18 protein-coding genes and 1 pseudogene are annotated in these 18,985 nt (G+C 64.3%); 7 read left to right on the top strand and 12 right to left on the bottom strand.

Annotated elements, in window-relative coordinates:
• Positions 1-13 precede the first annotated feature (13 nt).
• The 5 genes from MSIL_RS04115 to groES all read right to left on the bottom strand — a co-directional run bounded on the left by MSIL_RS04115 (position 14) and on the right by groES (position 3,560).
• Positions 14-289: a hypothetical protein gene (locus tag MSIL_RS04115; protein ID WP_041367591.1), complete on the bottom strand. Its 276-nt coding sequence runs from the start codon at positions 287-289 to the stop codon at positions 14-16.
• A gap of 71 nt (positions 290-360) precedes the next feature.
• Positions 361-759, bottom strand: coding sequence for a hypothetical protein (locus tag MSIL_RS21590; protein WP_210160582.1), 399 nt, complete (start codon positions 757-759; stop codon positions 361-363).
• A 280-nt stretch (positions 760-1,039) separates the two neighbouring features.
• A complete protein-coding gene (locus MSIL_RS04105; protein WP_012589836.1) occupies positions 1,040-1,396 on the bottom strand; it encodes an integration host factor subunit alpha in 357 nt (118 codons plus the stop codon).
• A 186-nt stretch (positions 1,397-1,582) separates the two neighbouring features.
• Complete coding sequence (gene groL, locus MSIL_RS04100) at positions 1,583-3,226, bottom strand: chaperonin GroEL (protein WP_012589835.1); 1,644 nt, start codon at positions 3,224-3,226, stop codon at positions 1,583-1,585.
• 46 nt (positions 3,227-3,272) lie between these two features.
• Entirely contained in the window at positions 3,273-3,560 is a 288-nt protein-coding gene (groES, locus tag MSIL_RS04095) for a co-chaperone GroES (RefSeq protein WP_012589834.1), read from the bottom strand.
• A 349-nt stretch (positions 3,561-3,909) separates the two neighbouring features.
• On the opposite strand from groES, the gene MSIL_RS04090 reads away from it, so the two are divergent.
• Both MSIL_RS04090 and MSIL_RS04085 read left to right on the top strand, forming a co-directional pair.
• On the top strand, positions 3,910-4,482 hold the full coding sequence (locus tag MSIL_RS04090) for a cytochrome b (RefSeq protein WP_012589833.1): 573 nt from the start codon (positions 3,910-3,912) through the stop codon (positions 4,480-4,482).
• A gap of 82 nt (positions 4,483-4,564) precedes the next feature.
• Positions 4,565-5,341 carry an SDR family oxidoreductase gene (locus MSIL_RS04085; RefSeq protein ID WP_012589832.1) on the top strand — a complete coding sequence of 259 codons (777 nt, stop codon included), beginning with the start codon at positions 4,565-4,567 and terminating at the stop codon, positions 5,339-5,341.
• Positions 5,342-5,372: 31 nt separating this feature from the next.
• Here the strand turns inward: MSIL_RS04085 and MSIL_RS04080 are convergent, their stop codons facing one another.
• The 5 genes from MSIL_RS04080 to MSIL_RS04060 all read right to left on the bottom strand — a co-directional run bounded on the left by MSIL_RS04080 (position 5,373) and on the right by MSIL_RS04060 (position 8,524).
• Positions 5,373-5,633, bottom strand: coding sequence for a hypothetical protein (locus tag MSIL_RS04080; protein ID WP_012589831.1), 261 nt, complete (start codon positions 5,631-5,633; stop codon positions 5,373-5,375).
• 120 nt (positions 5,634-5,753) lie between these two features.
• Complete coding sequence (locus MSIL_RS04075; RefSeq protein ID WP_012589830.1) at positions 5,754-7,013, bottom strand: CCA tRNA nucleotidyltransferase; 1,260 nt, start codon at positions 7,011-7,013, stop codon at positions 5,754-5,756.
• A 13-nt stretch (positions 7,014-7,026) separates the two neighbouring features.
• Positions 7,027-7,287: a DUF6111 family protein gene (locus MSIL_RS04070; RefSeq protein ID WP_012589829.1), complete on the bottom strand. Its 261-nt coding sequence runs from the start codon at positions 7,285-7,287 to the stop codon at positions 7,027-7,029.
• Positions 7,287-7,949, bottom strand: a complete 663-nt coding sequence (locus MSIL_RS04065) for a CoA pyrophosphatase (RefSeq protein ID WP_012589828.1) — start codon at positions 7,947-7,949, stop codon at positions 7,287-7,289. The genes MSIL_RS04070 and MSIL_RS04065 overlap by 1 nt, the downstream gene beginning before the upstream one ends.
• Positions 7,946-8,524, bottom strand: a complete 579-nt coding sequence (locus tag MSIL_RS04060; RefSeq protein ID WP_049768242.1) for a DUF1285 domain-containing protein — start codon at positions 8,522-8,524, stop codon at positions 7,946-7,948. The genes MSIL_RS04065 and MSIL_RS04060 overlap by 4 nt, the downstream gene beginning before the upstream one ends.
• A gap of 229 nt (positions 8,525-8,753) precedes the next feature.
• On the opposite strand from MSIL_RS04060, the gene MSIL_RS04055 reads away from it, so the two are divergent.
• From MSIL_RS04055 to MSIL_RS04035, 5 genes and pseudogenes are all read left to right on the top strand, one after another.
• Positions 8,754-9,755 carry an AAA family ATPase gene (locus MSIL_RS04055; RefSeq protein ID WP_012589826.1) on the top strand — a complete coding sequence of 334 codons (1,002 nt, stop codon included), beginning with the start codon at positions 8,754-8,756 and terminating at the stop codon, positions 9,753-9,755.
• Between the two features lies 1 nt (position 9,756).
• Positions 9,757-10,713 (top strand): DUF58 domain-containing protein, encoded by a 957-nt coding sequence (locus MSIL_RS04050; RefSeq protein WP_012589825.1) that lies wholly within the window; start codon positions 9,757-9,759, stop codon positions 10,711-10,713.
• Positions 10,713-13,524 (top strand): annotated as a pseudogene (locus MSIL_RS04045) (DUF4159 domain-containing protein). The gene MSIL_RS04050 and the pseudogene MSIL_RS04045 overlap by 1 nt, the downstream one beginning before the upstream one ends.
• A 362-nt stretch (positions 13,525-13,886) precedes the next feature.
• Positions 13,887-14,396, top strand: a complete 510-nt coding sequence (gene pal, locus MSIL_RS04040) for a peptidoglycan-associated lipoprotein Pal (RefSeq protein WP_012589824.1) — start codon at positions 13,887-13,889, stop codon at positions 14,394-14,396.
• 142 nt (positions 14,397-14,538) lie between these two features.
• On the top strand, positions 14,539-15,681 hold the full coding sequence (locus MSIL_RS04035) for an MBL fold metallo-hydrolase (RefSeq protein WP_012589823.1): 1,143 nt from the start codon (positions 14,539-14,541) through the stop codon (positions 15,679-15,681).
• 69 nt (positions 15,682-15,750) lie between these two features.
• Here MSIL_RS04035 and MSIL_RS04030 read toward each other — a convergent pair whose 3' ends face one another.
• The gene (locus MSIL_RS04030; protein WP_187148700.1) at positions 15,751-16,854 is read right to left on the bottom strand and encodes a DUF1176 domain-containing protein; all 1,104 of its coding nucleotides are present in this window, start codon (positions 16,852-16,854) and stop codon (positions 15,751-15,753) included.
• Positions 16,855-16,938: 84 nt separating this feature from the next.
• Positions 16,939-18,870: an ATP-dependent zinc metalloprotease FtsH gene (gene ftsH, locus MSIL_RS04020; RefSeq protein WP_012589821.1), complete on the bottom strand. Its 1,932-nt coding sequence runs from the start codon at positions 18,868-18,870 to the stop codon at positions 16,939-16,941.
• Between the last annotated feature and the right edge of the window lie 115 nt (positions 18,871-18,985).

The raw sequence follows: 18,985 nt of genomic DNA, 5'->3' as shown, positions 1-18,985 counted from the left end.
TCGATCGAAATTTCTATCGGAGCTGCGGCCACTTCATCCTCGAATTTGGATTTGGCACGCCGGAAGGATGCGGAAAGAAAAAAACTCTGATACTTTTCAGCTCATACTCATTGTCAAAGGCTTTTTGAGCGAGAATGTATGCTTCCAGTTCATGGAAATACCATTCGATCGGCCGTCCGCCGCTCGCTTTGACTTGCCTTCCTGCCTGATCTACCCAATCCTCAGCAAGCCTGTCTTGTCGCCAATCTGACCGCATCATCTCCGCATAATGCCCCTTGGCTTCGATCATGGCGCCGTCGGTTTCGCGGCAGTCGTCGAATTTGACGAATCTGCCCGTCGCCGGCTCGGTCAGCCCGAAGGTCAGCTCGGCGGCAGTTGTGGGCGGCGTTGCGGATTGGCGACGTCGCGGATGAACTGTTGATACTGAATATCGAAGGTCTTGCGCCCATTGATGCTCTCTGAAACTGGCGCGGGGCAGAGCTTTGGCTCCTGCCGCTCTTCTTCCGTCCGCGCGACGGCCCCTGCGCCTGCGGCGGCGTCGCCTTTTGCCTTCGCCGCCGCGCGCAAGACGTCGGGATCGACGACGACCGAGGCGCCGACGGCGCGGGCGATTGGCGCGCCGGTCTCATCGCGGAAAATTCCATCCGCGCCAAGGTGGGCGGCGGCGACCATCTCCTCCCCCGCCGCGCCCATCCGTTTAACGCGCAGCGAGCCTTCATCATGATTGACTGTGTAGTTGAGGCCCGGCCCGCTGGGCACTGCGCCTTGTGATGTGACGCCTTGGTTTGGCGAGGGGATGAAGATCAGGCCGAAAGCGGCCGCCGCCCCTGCAATGCCCACGGCGACGCTGGCCGGGGATTCCGCCGCAGCGGGGCGATGATCGTCCCGGCGCCAAGAACAACGCCGCCCTCTGAAATTTCCAAATGTCGGCGCAAGGGGCGCTTGAGCGCCGAAAACTCCGCCTCGAACCGCTCGATTGCGCAGGGCAAGCTCGGTAAGATGGCCGGGTTGCGCTAAACCTCAGCCTGGAGCGAAGCCTCTAATCTTCCGCGTCGGGCGGCGCGGCGGCGCCATTGACGCAGCCTGACAGCACGGGCGAGGGCTTGAAGGTCAACACGCGGCGCGGCTTGATCGGCGCCTCGACGCCGGTGCGGGGATTGCGGCCGATCCGCTCACGCTTGGCGCGGACGGAAAACAGGCCGAACGAGCGGAGTTTGACGCAATCGCCGCGCACCAGCGCCTCGGCGATTTCCTCCAGCGCCATCTCAAAAATGTCCCGCGCCTGCGCGCGCGACAAATTGGGGCATGCCTCATAGACGGCGTCGAGCAACGCCGCGCGGGTCGCTGTTCGCCTGATCGCGTCCGCGTCCGAACGCGGCTCCGACGCTTGTCGCACCTTGGATTCTCCCCGCTGTCTTAACTTGTTGGATTTGATTAGAGCATATTTGAAACCTTTGGGAAGCGATGTCGCTCAAGTATTGCGTCGGAAATATGAGCGCGCATTGCGCTCGCCCGCCGCGCGCAAAAAAAGCCCCGGATCGCTCCGGGGCCTTTGCCTGATTTAGAGACGGGTCGGACCGGATCAGAAATCCATGCCGCCCATGCCGCCCATTCCGCCGCCGCCTGGCATGGCGGGGGAGTCCTTCTTGGGCTGCTCGGCGATGATCGCCTCGGTGGTGATGAGGAGGCCGCCGACGGAGGCCGCGTCCTGCAAGGCGGTGCGCACGACCTTGGTCGGGTCGATGATGCCGAGCTTGACGAGATCGCCATATTCGTCCGTCTGGGCATTATAGCCGTAAGCGTAGGACGGATTTTCGATCAGCTTGCCGACCACGACGGCGCCGTCGCCGCCCGAATTGTCGACGATCTGGCGAGCCGGGGTCTGGATCGCCTTGCGGACGATGTCGACGCCGGTCTTCTGGTCGGCATTTTCGACCGTCAGGCCTTCGAGGGCCTTGATGGCGCGCAGCAGCGCGACGCCGCCGCCCGGCAACACGCCTTCTTCAACCGCCGCGCGGGTCGCGTTGAGCGCGTCGTCGACGCGGTCCTTCTTTTCCTTCACTTCGACTTCCGACGCGCCGCCGACGCGGATGACGGCGACGCCGCCCGCGAGCTTGGCGAGACGCTCCTGCATCTTCTCACGGTCGTAATCGGAGGTCGTTTCGGCGATCTGCGACTTGATCTGGGCGATGCGGGCCTCGATCTCCCCCTTCGCGCCGGCGCCGTCGATGATCGTCGTCGATTCCTTGTCGATGCGGATCCGCTTGGCGCGGCCGAGCATCTGCAGGGTGACGTTCTCGAGCTTGATGCCGATTTCTTCCGAGATCAGCGTGCCGCTGGTCAGAATGGCGATGTCTTCGAGCATGGCCTTGCGGCGATCGCCGAAGCCCGGAGCCTTCACGGCCGCGACCTTGAGGCCGCCGCGCAGCTTGTTGACGACGAGGGTGGCGAGAGCTTCGCCTTCAACGTCTTCAGCGATGATGACGAGGGGCTTGCCGGACTGGACGACGGCTTCGAGCACGGGCAGCAACGCCTGCAGCGAGGACAGCTTCTTCTCGTGGACGAGAATAAAGGGGTCTTCGAGCTCGGCGATCATCTTCTCGGCGTTGGTGATGAAGTAGGGCGAGAGGTAGCCGCGGTCGAACTGCATGCCTTCGACGACGTCGAGCTCGGTCTCAAGGCTCTTGGCCTCTTCCACCGTGATCACGCCCTCATTGCCGACTTTCTGCATCGCGGTCGAGATCATCTCGCCGACCGATTTGTCGCCATTGGCTGAAATCGTGCCGACCTGGGCGATCTCCTCGTTCGAGGTGACCTTCTTCGAATTGGCCTTGAGATCGGCGACGACGGCGGCGACGGCGATGTCGATGCCGCGCTTCAGATCCATCGGGTTAAGGCCGGCGGCGACGGCCTTGGTGCCTTCGCGTACGATTGAAGCGGCGAGGATGGTGGCGGTGGTGGTGCCGTCGCCCGCAGCGTCGTTCTGCTTCGAGGCGACTTCACGGATCAGCTGGGCGCCGAGATTCTCGAACTTGTCGGAGAGTTCGATTTCCTTGGCGACCGTCACGCCGTCCTTGGTGATGCGCGGCGCGCCGAATGACTTTTCGATGACGACGTTGCGGCCTTTCGGGCCGAGCGTGACCTTGACGGCGTTGTTCAGAATATCAATGCCGCGAAGCATGCGATCGCGGGCATCCGACGAGAAGCGGACGTCTTTGGCTGCCATGTTGGAAACTCCTGGAACAGTCTAAATTCTAAAAAGGGCCGGTCGATCAGGCGACGACGCCGAGGATGTCGCTTTCCTTCATGATGAGCAGATCCTGCCCATCGATCTTGACCTCGGTGCCCGACCATTTGCCGAACAGAACCTTGTCGCCGGCCTTGACGTCGAGGGGGGTCAGCTTGCCGCTGTCGTCGCGTCCGCCGGGACCCACGGCGATGATTTCGCCTTCTTGCGGCTTCTCCTTGGCGGTGTCGGGGATGATGATCCCGCCTTTGGTCTTTTCCTCGCCTTCGAGGCGCTTGACGACGACGCGATCGTGCAGAGGACGAAAGCTCATGACGAATTCCTTGGCTGGCCGCTGGAGGCGCTTGCTCCGCGCGAATACGCCCCGTAAAAGGCGGCAGGTGAAACACGGGCGCTTTGTTAGCACTCTCATGTGATGAGTGCCAAACGCAGCCCGTATCTATGCGCCGGCGCCTTGGCTGTCAAGCCTGCCGCATCCGCCGTTTCTTACTTGGGCGCAAGTTAAACGCCGCCGTTCCTGCCGGCTTTACGCCCATTGGACCGGCTTGCGCGGCGCCAAAAGCGCGCCTAGAACTCATCTAAAATTATACAGCCGAACTGCGCGCGCCGCCAAAAGGCGAGCGAAGAATCGGACAAAAAACGCTTTAGGGAGCGAAACGGGAATGACCGATCGGACGCATTCGACCTATGATCCGACGACGATTGCGCTGCATTGGCTTTCAGCCCTGATGATCGTCGCGCTCTGGTTCATCGGCCGCGTCGCGGATTTCATCCCGCGCGGGACGCTGAACACCAATGTCTGGTCGATTCATGTCGCGCTCGGCTTCGCCCTCGTGACAGTGCTGCTGTGGCGGATCGTCTGGCGTTTTACAGGACGGCGCCATCTGCCGGCCGTCTATCCCGGCCCGACCCATGTCCTTGCCGTCTCCTCGCATGTCGCTTTGTACGTGTTGTTGGTGACGGTGGTCACGCTTGGCGTCGTCAATGCTTTTGTCCGCGGCTTCAATCTTTTCGACATCGCCGCGCTGCCGCAATTCGGCGACAAGGAATTGCGCAAGCCGATCACCTATTGGCACGGCCTCGCCGCCAATGCTCTGCTGGCCCTGGCGCTGCTGCATTCCATCGCGGCGCTCTATCATCATCATGTCTTAAAAGACAAGGTTCTGACCCGCATGCTGCCGCAGCGCCGGCCCTTCCCGCCTATGGAGGAGAGGTTCGAGCAGTTCGACAGCTGAACGCGCCGCCAGCGGGCGCTTGACGCGCCGCCCGGAAGCCGGGAAAAGCCATGGCTTGAGGTCGAAACCCCGGGCCAGCTAAATGGACGAGCAAAGGCTAAGCGGCAAGGCGCCGGCCGCGCTCGTGACAGGCGGGGGCCGGCGGATCGGCCTCGCTATCGCCTGCCGCCTCGCCCGAGCTGGCTATGCCGTCGCAATTCATTGCAGCCCGTCCTCGCTGGCCGAAGCGGAGCGCGAGGCGGAGAAGATCATCCATGAAGGCGGCCGCGCCTCTGCGCTCGGCGCGGATCTTTCCGACGCAGCGGCGGTCGATCAGTTGATTCCGAGGGCCGGCGCGGCGTTCGGCGCTTTAAGCCTCCTTGTCAACAATGCGTCGACCTTCGAAAGGGATTCGCCGGCCGATTTCACGCTCGATCAATGGGAGCGAAATTTCGCCGTCAATCTGCGCGCGCCCTGCGTCCTCGCGCGCAGATTCGCCGAGACCGCGCCGCGGGGAGCGAATGCGTCGATCGTCAATATCATCGACCAGCGCGTGCTGCGGCTGACGCCGCAATTCTTTTCCTACACCTTGAGCAAGGCGGCGCTTTGGACCGCGACGCAAACGATGGCGCAGGGTTTTGCGCCTTTGGGGGTGAGGGTCAACGCGGTCGGCCCGGGCCCGGCGCTCGCCAATACGATCCAGGGCGAGGCGGGTTTTTTGCGCGAGGTCGCCGGCCTGCCGCTCGAAGGGCCGATCGAGCCCGACGAGATCGCCGAAGCCGTGCTTTATCTGGCGCGGGCGCGCCACGTCACCGGCCAGATGATCGCGGTCGACGCCGGACAGCATCTTTCCTGGGCGACGCCGGACATCGTGCTGTGAGGACGCGGGGGCGCCCGCCGGCGCGAAGCGCTCAGTCCGCGCTCGGCAGGCGGCGCATGGTGAATTCAATGCGATCGTCCGACAATTCGCGCCAGGATTCGATCTCGGTCATATAGGCCGCCTTCGGAAACCGCGTAAACCACTCCCGCGCCTTGTCGCGCGCTTCGCCGCGCGGCAAAGTGTAGGTCTCGCGCCGCCAGCCGCCGGCCGCCGCTTCATCGGCGGCGCGGGCGCGCGAGCGCCGCGCCAGCCGCCGCGCGACGTCCGATGGGGTTTTTTCCTCCGCGCTCACTTTTGCAGCAAACTCCACGCCGATTTTTGCATCATAGCGCGGCGACGCCGCGCCAAAAACCTCGCTGGCCGCTGAAAGATAAAGTTTGAGGCTTTGCGCCGCCGCCGATTGCCGACGCGGTTAACGATTGGCGGCGGAACTGGTCCTCGACACCGAATCGAGCAGGGCGTCGAGTTTTTCCCGGTCGTCCGAAAACTCCGCTTCGATCCAGCGCTCGCGCAGCGCGGCCAGCGCGTCGCCGACCGCCCGCCCGCTAAAACCCCGGGCGATCAGATCGGCGCCGGAGAAGGGCAGGCGGGGCTCGGGCGCTGTTTTCAGAAAATCGATTGCGTCGCGCCGGCCGGACGAGGATGCGCCAATTGCGGCGAGGGTGAAACCGTCAAGCGCCGACTCTCTTCCGTGGCGAAAGAGAAGGACGTTCAAAAAATGCTTCGGCGGCGGGACGGGTTTGCCATGCAATGCGAGCATGACGCGCGCGGCGCGCGAAAGGCGGTCGCGTTCGGCGTTGGAGAGGCGCAGCCGCTCCGCGATCCGTTCGGCGTCCTCCGGCGTTTCGAGGCAGATCGCCGCTAGCCGCAACAACGGGTCGGCGCGGGCATCTTGCTCGACGAGCCGCCGCAGCCGGGCAGGGTTGGGGGCTGAGGCGATAAGAGGCCCCAGAAGGCCGGCGCCGCTCATCGCCTCGACCGCCTCGGGCGCGCGCCGCGCCGCGACAAGCTTTAAAAGTTCGGCGCGCACGCGCTCGCGCGAGAGCTGGGCCAATCCAGCGCGCGCGCGCATCGCCGCCAACAGGCCATCGCCGTCGATCGGACCCTCGCCATAATCGGCCGAGAAGCGGAAGAAGCGCAGAATGCGCAGATAATCCTCGCGGATGCGCGTTTCCGGGTCGCCGATGAAACGCACGCGCCGCGCTTCGATGTCCGCAAGGGCGCCGACAAAGTCGAACAGCCGCCCGCTCTTGTCGAGGAAAAGCGCATTGATGGTGAAGTCGCGGCGCAGCGCATCGGCGCAAAAGTCGCGCCCGAAGCGCACCGTGGCGCGGCGCCCGTCCGTCTCGATATCTTCGCGCAGGCTCGTCACTTCGAAGGCGCGCCCGTCGACAAGCAGCGTCACCGTGCCATGATCGAGACCGGTCGGAATGATGCGCAGGCTCGCGGCGCGCGCGCGCTCGATGACGAGCGGGGGCGCCGCCGTGGTGGCGAGGTCGATGTCCTCGATTTTGCGGCCGAGCAGCGCATTGCGGACGGCGCCGCCCACGATCCGCGTCTCGTCGCCGTCAATGTCGATCGCCGCGAAAATCCGCTGCAAACCCGGCTGGCCCTTGAGCAGCGCCAAAGCTTGCGCGTTCGCGCTCTCGCCGGGGCCGTCTGGGGCGGTCATGGCGGACCGAGCCTCACTGAATCTGGCCAGGCACAAGATGGCCGTTTTCGATATGGGCCGGCGCATAGGAGCCATGATGGCGCTCGGCGAAAACGCCAATCAGCAGCACGCCGGCGACCGCGACGGCAAGCCCTGCGAGCACCAGCGTGGAAACGGCGCTCTGCGTCCAGTGATCGACCGCGAAGGGATATTTCTGGCGCGCCCAGAGATAAAGGATATAGGCGGCAAAGGGAGAGCCGAACAAAAGCGCAGGTTCGAGGATCACTCGCCACATTAGGAATAAAGCCTCTCGTAGAGATTGCGCAGAATTCCAGCGGTGATGCCCCAGATATAGCGCTCGCCATAAGTCATGGCGTAAAAGCGGCGCAGCCGCCCCTCAAATTCACGGGCGTCGAGGCAATGATTGGCCTCGTCCATCAAAAAAGAGAAGGGCGCCTCGAAGACGTCCGCGACCTCGCCGGGATTGAGGGCGAGATTGAAACGCGGCGTGATCCCGGCGACCACCGGGATCACGCGAAAGCCGGTGCCGGTCACATAAGGGTCAAGGAAGCCGAGCGGCTCGACGCAATCGCTCGCAAGGCCGATTTCCTCATGCGCTTCGCGCAGGGCCGCGCCGACCGGCCCATCGTCCTGCGGCTCGATTTTGCCGCCCGGAAAAGCGATCTGGCCGGCGTGGACCCGGAGCGTCGCCGCGCGCTGGGTCAAAAGAACCCTGATTTCCTCCTCATAGAGGACGAGGCCGACAAGCACGGCCGCCGCGCGCGCGCCGGCGGCCAGGGCATAGCGCGTCGGCTGGCCATTGAAGAAATCTTCATCGATCACGGGATCGTTGACGAGAAGCGCGCTTCCCTGCGGCTCGACCGCAAAGTTAAGCTTTTTGCGGATATCGGCGACCACGCGTTGCGGCGCAAACCGCTCCTTCTTCAGGGACGTCAAACGGCGGCCTCGATGGCGGCGAGTTCGCTCGCGTCGGCAATTGGAAAGAAGGCGCCGCCGGAAGCGACGCCAAAACTTTCCCGTCCCGCGTGATCGCGTGTTTCGCCGAGCGCGACAAGGTCGGCGACAAGCGTGCGGGCGACCAGCGCCCAAAGGCCGCCGCGCACGAAAACATAGGGTTTCAAACCGTCTGCGACGCCTCGCTCGAAGCGCAGCGGATGACTGGAGTCGGCCGTAACGCTGTCGCCGACATTGGTCAAGAAGCGAAGGCTCCGCGCTCCGTTCTCTTCAACTGGCGTCATCTCGACAGCGATGAAAGGCGCGTCCTCGACCGTGATCCCGACGCATTCGGCCGGAGTGACGAGCACGAAACGCTCGCGGTCCTTGCGCAGGATCGTCGAAAAAAGCCGCACCAGCGCCGGCCGCGTCATCGGCGCGCCCTGGTAAATCCAGCTTCCGTCGCGGGCGATGCGCATGTCGATATCGCCGCAAAAGGGCGTGTTCCAGGATTCGACCGGGGGAAGGGGCTTTTGCGAAATCGCCACGTCGCCGCCGGGCGGCAGCGCCGCAGCCATGCGCTGCGCCAGCCCGTCGGCGGCCGGTCCCGCCGCGCGCGCGCCATCTTGCTTTATGTCAATATCCTCAGTCACATCAAGCCTAAGAGACGGCGGAGCCATCAAAAAGAGCCAAATCGCGGCAAATGTGAAAACCAAGCCGGTCGACAATGCTATCCGGATAGACCACTAATTCGTAGAATCGAAGCGTTTTCCGGCGCCCGCCACAGGGCGCAAAAAAAGGACTCTCATGGCAGAAGCAGCGACAGCCTCTCTGGAAGCCGCCGTGGAGCGCACCGCCGAAACGGCGCTGGAGCGCATCGCCGTGGCGCGGGCTGCGATTGAAAGCATCATCTTCGGCCAGACGCAGGTGGTCGAGGAATCGCTTGTGACCCTGCTGTCCGGCGGCCACGGCCTTCTCGTCGGCGTGCCGGGTCTCGCCAAGACGAAGCTCGTCGAGACCTTGGGCGCCGTTCTTGGCCTGAATTCGCGGCGCGTGCAGTTCACGCCGGATTTGATGCCGGCTGATATTCTCGGCTCCGAAGTTCTGGAAGAAGCCTCCGACCGGCGGCGCAGCTTTCGCTTCATTCAGGGGCCGATCTTCGCCCAGCTGTTGATGGCCGACGAGATCAACCGCGCGAGTCCCCGCACCCAGTCCGCGCTGCTGCAGGCGATGCAGGAATATCATGTCACCGTCGCCGGCGAGCGCCACGAGCTGCCGCAGCCTTTTCATGTGCTCGCGACGCAAAATCCGCTGGAGCAGGAAGGCACCTATCCGCTGCCCGAGGCGCAGCTCGACCGTTTCCTGATGCAGATCGACGTCGGCTATCCGGACCGCGCCGCCGAAAAGCGCATCCTCATCGAGACCACTGGCGCGACGCAGGCTGAGGCGCGCCATGTCATGAGCGCCGAAGAGCTGATGGGAATTCAGCGCCTGGTGCGCCGGCTGCCGATCGGGGAAAGCGTGATCGAGGCCATTCTCGACGTCGTGCGCTCGGCCCGCCCCGGCGAGGGCGATCCGGGCATCACCCAGCACATCGCCTGGGGGCCGGGACCGCGCGCGGCGCAGGCCTTGATGCTGGCGACCAGAGCCAGGGCCTTGCTCGATGGAAGGCTCTCGCCCTCGAACGCCGATGTCGCGGCGCTCGCCGGACCGATTTTGAAGCACCGCATGGCGCTGACCTTCTCAGCCCGCGCCGAGGGCGAGACGATCGCCGACATTATCGCCAAGCTCACGGCGCGGCTCGCCTGACATGCCGCTGGTCCGCCTCCTGACGGGCGACGAAAGCCGTCCGGGCGCAGGGCGCCAGGAAGAAGCGCTGACGCTGTCGCAGCGCTTTCCCGGCCTCGTCGTCTCCGCGCGGGATGTGGCGGCGAGCGTTTTGCAAGGGGTACACGGACGCCGCCGCGCCGGCTCCGGCGAGACGTTCTGGCAGTTTCGCCCTTTTGTCGCGGGCGAATCGCGCGGCCGCATCGACTGGCGCCGTTCGGCGCGCGACGATCGGCTCTATGTGCGTGAACGGGAATGGGAGGCCGCCCATACGGTGATGCTCTGGATCGACCGTTCCGCTTCGATGCGCTTTGTCTCAAAGCTCGCCTTGCAGGCGAAGATCGACCGCGCTCTCGTTCTGGGCCTTGCCGCCGCCGATCTTCTCGTCCAGGGCGGCGAGCGCGTCGGCTTGCTCGGCCTGACCCGCCCGCTGGCGGCGCGCAATATCGTCGAAAGGTTCGGCGAAGTTCTTCTCAACGAATTCCGGCTGCGGGAAAAAAACGGCAAAGCCAGCGAAGCCGAGGAGCTGCCCCCGCCCGAAGTCCTGCCGCGCAATTCGCAGGCGGTGCTGATCGGCGATTTCCTCAGCGCCCCGCAAGATATTGCGGCGACGATCGAAGCGCTCGGCGCCCTTGGCGCGCGCGGCCACCTCGTGATGATCGCGGACCCCGTGGAAGAAACCTTTCCCTTTGCCGGCAACACGGAATTCATCGACGTCGATTCGCCGGCGCGGCTCCGCATCGGGCAGGCGGAATCTTTCCGCGCCGATTATATCCGCAGGCTCACCGCCCATCGCGAGGCGATCCGCGCGGCGGCGCGGGCGCGCGGCTGGACCTTGATGCTGCACAGGACAGATCGCCCGGCGACCGAGGCGCTGCTGGGTTTGAGAATGCAGCTTGAGGCCAATCTGTTTAACGCCGCCGCCGGCCACGCGCTTTGATGTTCGCGATCCCGCTTGCCTTCACCGTTCCCCTCGCGCTCGCCGCTCTCGTCGGCCTGCCGATCCTCTATTATCTGTTGCGCGTCACGCCGCCGCGGCCGCAACAGGTGCCGTTTCCGCCGCTCCGGCTGTTTCTCGATCTCCTGCCGATCCGTCAGACGCCGAGCCGGACGCCCTGGCCGCTGCTGGCGTTGCGCCTCCTCATCGCCGCCTGTATTATTTTCGCCATGGCCGGGCCGGTGCTTAATCCGGCGCCGCTCGCTGCGGGGACGGGCCCACTCGTCGTCATCGTCGACGATGGCTGGACGGCGGCGCCGGACTGGGATCGCCGCGTCGAGGCGGCGGCGCAGCGGATCGAGGCGGTCAGCCGGCTGTCGCGTCCGATCTCAGTTGTCGCCGCTTCGGACGGCGCGCAGGAGATCGCCCTTACGGACGCGGCGAAAGCTCGCGACAGGCTGCGCGCGATCAAGCCCGCGCCCTATGTCCCCGACCGTCTTCCGCTGCTTGGCGCGGTCGAGGCCTTCGCAGGCGCGCATCCCGACGCCGCCTATGTGTGGATCACGGACACCGTCGAGCGCGGCCACGCCCATGATTTCGCGCTCGGCCTCGCTTCATTGCAAAAAAGCCTGACGATCGTCACCGGCGCGGAGCCCGCGAGGGCGCTGGCGGGGCCGCAAAATCTTGCCAGCGGCCTTGAGGTTCGCGTGATGCGCTCGGGCCTCGGCGGCCCCGAGCAGGGCCAAGTCCGGGCGCTCGACGCCAAGGGGCTTTCGATCGGCGCCGCTCCTTATGATTTCGCAGGCAAAACCACGACTGTGGCGCGGCTCGATCTGCCGGTCGAATTGCGCAACGACATCGCCCGGCTCGATATCGCGAACGAGCATTCGGCGGGCGCGGTCTCGCTGCTCGACGCGCGGTGGCGGCGGCGCAGCGTCGGCATTGTCAGCGGCGAGGTCGCCGACGTGTCGCAGCCTCTGCTCGCGCCGAACTATTATTTGCGGAAGGCGCTGACGCCCTTCGCCGATGTGCGCGAGGCGCGTCCCGGCGATGGCGATCCCATTCATTCGCTTATGGCCGAAAATGTCGCGGTTCTGATTCTCGCCGACGTCGGAGCGGTTTCCGGGCAGACGCATGACGATCTGCGCCGTTTTGTCGAAGACGGCGGCATCCTCGTGCGCTTTGCCGGATCGCGCCTTGCCGGCGCCTCTGACGATCTCGTTCCGGTGCGCCTTCGCCGGGGCGGGCGGGTGCTCGGCGGCTCGATGTCGTGGGACACGCCAAAGCGCCTTGCCCCTTTCGAGCGCTCCAGCCCCTTCTTCGGACTTGAGACGCCGGCCGAAGTGACGGTGACCCGGCAGGTGTTGGCCGAGCCCGACCCAGGCTTACCGGCCAAGACTTTGGCGCAGCTCTCGGACGGAACGCCGCTCGTCACGGCGAGCCGGATGGGCAAGGGCATGACCATCCTGTTTCATGTCACGGCCGACACCACCTGGTCGAACCTGCCATTGTCCGGGCTATTCGTCGATATGCTGCGCAAAATTGTCGATCTCGCCGGCGAGACGAGACAGGGCTCCGCCCAGGACGCGGACGCTGCGGCCGGCGGCCTCAATCCGCAGACGGATCAGCCCAAAACCGCGGCGCCGACGCGGATCCTCGACGGCTTCGGCGCGCTTGGGCCGCCGCCGGCGAACGCCAAGCCAATTTCCGTCGATTTCTCCGGCGCGGCGGACGCCGAGCATCTGCCTGGCTTTTACGGTCCCGCCAATGCGCCGATCGCCGTCAACGCCCTTGGCCGCGACGACAAGATCGAGGCGCTCGACTTCGCGTTGTTGGGGCTCGCGCCAAGCTTGCTCCGCGGCGCGGAGCCAATCGATTTGCAGCCCTATCTGATCGCCGCCGCCTTTTTTGCTCTTCTGTGTTGATGCGCTGGCTTCGCTCTGGCTTTCGGGCGCGCTGCGCCAGCGCCGTAGCGCCGCCGCCGCGGTTGCGCTGTTGGTCGTCGCCGGCGCCATGACGGGCGTCGCCCCGCCCGCAAAGGCCGAGCCGGCCGCGCCTGCCGTTTCCGCCCGCGATATGAAATCGGCGCTGACGACGCGCCTCGGCTATATCCTCACCGGCGACGCCAAGGTGGACGAAGCGAGCAAGCAGGGGCTGCTCTCCCTCTCGCGCGTGCTGGCGCGGCGCACGTCGCTGACGCCCGGCGAACCTGTCGGCCTTGATCCGGCGCGCGACGAATTGAGCTTTTATCCGCTGCTCTACTGGCCGATCGTCGCCGGCCGCCCGCAGCCGCCGCAGCAGGCGATTTCCAAGGTCAGCGCCTTCATGAAGCAGGGCGGCACCATCATTTTCGATACGCGCGACGCCTTGAGCGCGCGCCCGGATGGGCCGCCGACGCCGGAAGCACGCTGGCTGCGGCAATTGCTCGAAGGGGTGGACGTGCCTGAACTTGCCCCCGTTCCCGCCGATCACGTCGTGACCAAGACCTTCTATCTCCTCGACGGCTTCATCGGGCGCTACGCCAATGGCGCGACCTGGATCGAGGCTCTGCCTCCCGCGCCTACCGACGGCAGCGCCCGGCCGGCGCGCTCGGGCGACGGCGTCTCGCCCGTGGTGATCACCTCGAACGATCTTGCCGCCGGATGGGCGAGCGACGCCGATGGCGAAAGTCTCTACGCCCTGACGCCCGGCGGCGCGCGCCAGCATGAGCTCGCGCTGCGCGGCGGGGTCAACCTCGTGATGTACACGCTAACCGGAAATTATAAGGCCGATCAGGTGCATGTCCGCGACCTTCTTGAGCGCCTCGCGCATTGAATTGCGGCCAGCCTCGCGTAAGGCTCCGGCCGCAGAATCGTTCGTTATAAGCGCCCGGCCGCGACAATCGGCTGCAGGCTGCGTGAGTTTTTTCTTACCGGCGCCCTTGCCTTTCTCGTCCTGTTTGAGATAAGCCGGCGGCATCTCAAGATATGGTCAATGAATAGTTGAGATTTCCATGCGTAATGACGAAGGCCCGCGGCGCCGCAATCTGCAGCGTTAATCTCTCATTAACCATTTCGCTTGATTACTCAAATGCAACGGTGTCTGATAAGCTTCGATCAAGGTTGACGAAACCTTATTTTAACGGTCAACGCCTTACGGATGAGCCTGCCTTGCGATCAGTTGAAGGAGTTAAGAGGATGAGCTTTCTCGAACGCAGGCGCGATTGGAAAATCGCCGCCGTGCTGGGCGCCGCCCTCGCGATTTCCGCCTGCGCCAAGAACCCCGCGGAAGATCCGAACGCGCTCGCCAGCTCGGCCGGACGCGGCGGCCCGGCGATCCCCGGCAGCCCGCAGGATTTCGCCGTCAATGTCGGCGATCGCGTCTTTTTTGAAAGCGATTCGAGCGAATTGAGCTCCACCGCCCAGGCGACGCTCGACAAGCAGGCGCGCTGGCTGCGCCAATACGCCAAGGCGAACTTTACAGTCGAGGGTCACGCCGACGAGCGCGGCACGCGCGAATATAATTTCGCTCTCGGGGCCCGGCGCGCCGAGGCGGCCAAGGCCTATCTCGTCGCGCGCGGCATTCCGGCGGCGGGCATCCACACGATCAGCTATGGCAAGGAGCGGCCGGTCGCGGTCTGTAATGACATTTCCTGCTGGTCGCAGAACCGCCGCGCCGTCACTGTGCTCGCGGGCTCGCAATCGTAGGCCGAGACCTAAATATGGGCGCCGGGTCCAAGCTGTAGCTGCGCCGTGATCCTGTTTATGACCGATTGTCTGGGTTGATCCGCAGGAATAGAATGCGGCGCTGGGCTGTCTGTGAGAGCGGTCGATTGCTCAGGAGGCGGTTGTGGACAGTGGCGAACGGCCTTTTGTCGCGGACCGCCGGCACATTGTTCAAGCCGGGGCGATCCTCACCTTCGGCGCGCTGGCGTCGTGGCTTCTTTCGAATTCGGCGCCGGTTCGAGCACAGACGGTTTCCGGCAAAGTTCCGGAAATCGATGAGCTCACGCTCTCTATTCTGGTGGACAGCTACCAAGTTGCCGTCGGACAGGATACAAAGGTTGGCAACCTCGCCATCAAGCGCTTTGGCTTTGCTGTCAGCGATGCGCCTCCCGGCCCTGCCATCGCCAGCGAATTCGGGCTTTCCCTATACGCCGCGTCAAAAAGAGCAGGCGAAACGCGCAACGCCCTGATCGATTTCGGCTACACACCGGGCGCGCTCAACAACAATATGCGGCTGCTGCGACTCGATCCGAGCGCGCTCGACGCGCTTGTGCTGTCGCATGGACATTACGACCACTTTGGCGGTCTTGTTGGCTTCCTGCGGGAAAATAAGGGAACGCTGAAGAAGAAGCTGCCGATCTACCTCGGCGGCGAGGAGTGTTTTTGTTCGCGGCAATGGCTCGCTCCGCCCATGAAAGGCGATTTTGGCGCGCTCGACCGCAACGCGATGGAAGCCGCAGATCTCGCCATCATGTTTTCGGAAGGCCCCGCGCTCGTCGCCGATCATGGTTTTACGACAGGACGGATCGACCTCTCGACGTTTGAAAAGGTTCTCTCGCCAAGCTCCATGCGCATCGGGCGAACCGGAAACTTCGGCTGCTATGCCGAGGAATTTTCCGAAGACGAACGGCAGAAAGGCGTTGTGCCCGATCAGTTCCGGCATGAGATCGCCACAGTATACAATCTCAAAAACCACGGACTGATCGTCCTGTCCTCCTGTAGCCACAGGGGCATCGTCAACATCGTCAAGCAGGCGCAAGCCGTATCTGGCGTCGACAAGGTGCACGCGATCGTCGGCGGCTTTCACCTCATTCCCTACAAGGAAGACTATCTGCGTGAAACTGTCGCCGCTCTCAAAGCGATCGACCCGGACTTTGTCGTGCCGCTGCACTGCAGCGGCGAGCCGTTCTATGAAATGATGAAAGCCGAGGCTCCAGCCAAGCTGGTCAGATCATACACGGGCACTCAATTTACGTTTTCAGCTTGAAATCCAAAGCGCTGTGGGCCTCACGGTCCGGCAAGCGAGCCGGCCCGCGGGACGGACGCTCGGCGACGGCTATTTCGCCATCGCTCGAGCCCTGTAGAGCGTCGGCCAATCGTCCGGCGCGACGCCGCGGCACTCATCCATCCGCTGGAGAGAGACGAGCCTGAATTGGGCGCCGTCATAGGCCCATCCGGCGCTCTCGCCGCAATCGCCGACGCCGCGGCCCTTATTATTGGACGAGAGAATCAGGCCATTGTCCGACAGGCTTGGATTGACGACCACGGAACTGTCCGAATCCGGCGCCGCAAGTGCCGGCGTCTCGAACACAGCAGCGCTTGCCCCTTTTGGTCGTCCGGGTCCCGCGATCCAGAATCGATAAGCGAAATTATATGCCGCCGCCTGATCGCATATGCCCCAGAGCGTTTCCGTCGCGGACAGGCGGATGACGATCGGATCATAGGCTTTGCAACTCTCGTCCGTCGCGGGAGCGACGCCGGGTGGGCGTTTCGGCTCTGTCCGGTCCATGGTCATCTTCACGGCGGGAATTGACGGCTCTTCGGGCGCGGCCGCGTTGGACGGCGCCGCGCCCTTGTCGATCAGCGCCGAGACGGTCCCGGCGCGATTCTGCTGCGCGTCCATATAGAGCAGCGCCGCCGCGGAGCCCGCGAGCGACACAAAGGCCGGGTCCACAAGTGTCTTGCCGTCGATCAAGCGGACGGTCAGCCGCTTTGCCGTGCGCAGCGCCGCGAGAAATGCGTCGACCTGTTCCGGCGGCAGGGGGGCGCTGACGGAATCGCCGTCTTGGCGCACAGGGATGGGCCGTTCCGGCAGCCCAGCCGCCGCCCCGTCAAACTGCAGCCGTAGCGCTGGCGCCTTGCTTTTTGGCTCTGCCATCAGGGTGACGGACAGGGATGGACGGGCGTCGGCCGCCCCTGCGCGGCTGATTTTCAGATAAGCGCCGCTCATGTCGGACTCGGACGACAGGCCAAGCGCGACGCAATTTCTGAGATTGTCGCAGCCCACCGTCCAGTCCTTGAATTGCTTCAGCGGCTGCGCTTGCAGCGCAGGCGCTTGTTCCGCCGCCGCCGGGGCGCAGCCAGCCGCGAGCGCCAGCGCCAGCATGTGGCCGAAGCGCCGCCGCGCGGCGCCTTTAAGCATGATCATGGCCTCAGACATTTCTTCGTTGCAGCGGCTCGCCTGGTCCCAAAAAATAAGGGCGCCTCGACCAGCGAAGCGCCCCATTCCGTCAAAAGATAGACATCAGGCCTGCGGCTGCGGCTCCAGGCCTCCCGGTTCCGGCCCGGGCTTTGTTGGCCGCGCGCCCGCGCCGATGGTCGGCACCGGCGAGCCGCGCAGGGGAGCCGTGTCGTCCGGGTTTTCCCGGACAGGCTTGCGGCCTTGCAACAGCCCGATGATCTCGTCGCCGGAGAGGGTCTCATATTCGAGCAGGCCGCGCGCCAGCGTCTCAAGATCCTGTTTCCTCTCGGTCAGGATGCGGGTCGCTTCCGAAAGGCCCAATTCGACGAGCCGGCGCACTTCCGAGTCGATTTTGCGCGCCGTCTCTTCGGAAATCGTCTGCTGCTTGCCCATGGAATAGCCGAGGAAGACTTCCTCCTGGTTCTCGCCATACATCACGGTGCCGAGCTCGTCGGAGAAGCCCCAGCGGGTGACCATGGCTCGCGCGAGCTTGGTCGCCTGCTCGATATCCGACTGCGCGCCGGAGGTGATGTGGTCCTTGCCGAAGATGATCTCCTCGGCGACGCGGCCGCCCATGCAGACGGCGAGGCGCGAGGTCATCTGCAGATAGCTCGTCGACAGTTTGTCGCGCTCGGGCAATTGCATGACCATGCCGAGGGCGCGGCCACGTGGAATGATCGTGGCCTTATGCACGGGATCGGTCGCCGGCACGCTCAGCGCGACGATGGCGTGGCCGCCCTCGTGATAGGCGGTCAGCATCTTCTCCTGCTCGGTCATGACCATGGTGCGGCGCTCGGCGCCCATCATGATCTTGTCCTTCGAATCCTCGAACTCGGCCATGGTGACGACGCGCTTGCCGCGTCTTGCTGCGAGCAGGGCCGCTTCATTGACGAGATTCATGAGATCCGCGCCGGAAAAGCCCGGCGTGCCGCGCGCGACGACCTTGAGTTCGACGTCGGGGGCGAGCGGCACCTTGCGCACATGCACCTTGAGGATGCGTTCGCGGCCGATCACGTCGGGATTGGGCACGACGATCTGGCGATCGAACCGGCCCGGCCGCAGCAAGGCCGGATCGAGCACGTCGGGACGGTTCGTCGCGGCGATGAGAATGATGCTCTCATTGGCTTCGAAGCCGTCCATCTCGACGAGCAGCTGGTTCAGCGTCTGCTCGCGCTCGTCATTGCCGCCGCCAAGGCCGGCGCCGCGATGGCGCCCGACCGCGTCGATCTCATCGATGAAGATGATGCAAGGCGCATTCTTCTTGGCCTGTTCGAACATGTCGCGCACGCGGCTCGCGCCGACGCCGACGAACATTTCGACGAAGTCCGAACCCGAAATCGTGAAGAAGGGCACATTGGCTTCGCCGGCGATGGCGCGGGCGAGCAGGGTCTTGCCGGTGCCGGGCGGGCCGATCAAAAGCACGCCGCGCGGAATCCGGCCGCCGAGTCGCTGGAACCGCTGCGGATCGCGCAAGAATTCAACGATTTCCTGAAGGTCTTCCTTGGCCTCGTCGACGCCGGCGACGTCTTCGAAGGTTACCCGCCCATGCGCCTCGGTAAGCAGCTTCGCCTTGGACTTGCCAAAGCCCATCGCCTTGCCGCCCGCCCCCTGCATTTGCCGCGACAGGAATATCCACACGCCGAAAATGGCGATCAAAGGCAAGCCATTGACGAGAAGCGTCAGCAGCCAATTGTTGCCGTCGGACGGCGGCTTCGCGGAAATCGAGACGTTTTTCTTGTAGAGGCTCTGGACCAGGGTCGGGTCGTTCGGCGCATAGGTCGAAAAAGCCCGATTGTCGGTGAAATGACCGCTGATCTCATTGCCGGCGATCGTCACCTCGCGCACGCGGCCCTGATCGACCTCGGTCAGAAGCTGGCTGAAGGTGATATCTTGCGAGGCGGAGCGCTGTCCCGGATTCTGGAACAGCATGACCAGCGCCACGACGAGCAAAATAATAATGACCCAGAGCGCAAAATTACGGAAATTCGGATTCATTTCACCGTCCTGCTCCAGGCGCTTTTGACCCCGAAGGTCCGCCGTCTTGGCAAAGAAAACTTAACGCCGCGCCTGGCGATTAGACGATGAATGTAGGCGTCGGAGGCGCCATTGC

The organism is Methylocella silvestris BL2 (assembly GCF_000021745.1).
GTDB lineage: Bacteria > Pseudomonadota > Alphaproteobacteria > Rhizobiales > Beijerinckiaceae > Methylocapsa > Methylocapsa silvestris.
Note: the sequence above shows the minus strand (reverse complement) of the source record. Positions and strands in the feature narration are given on the sequence as shown.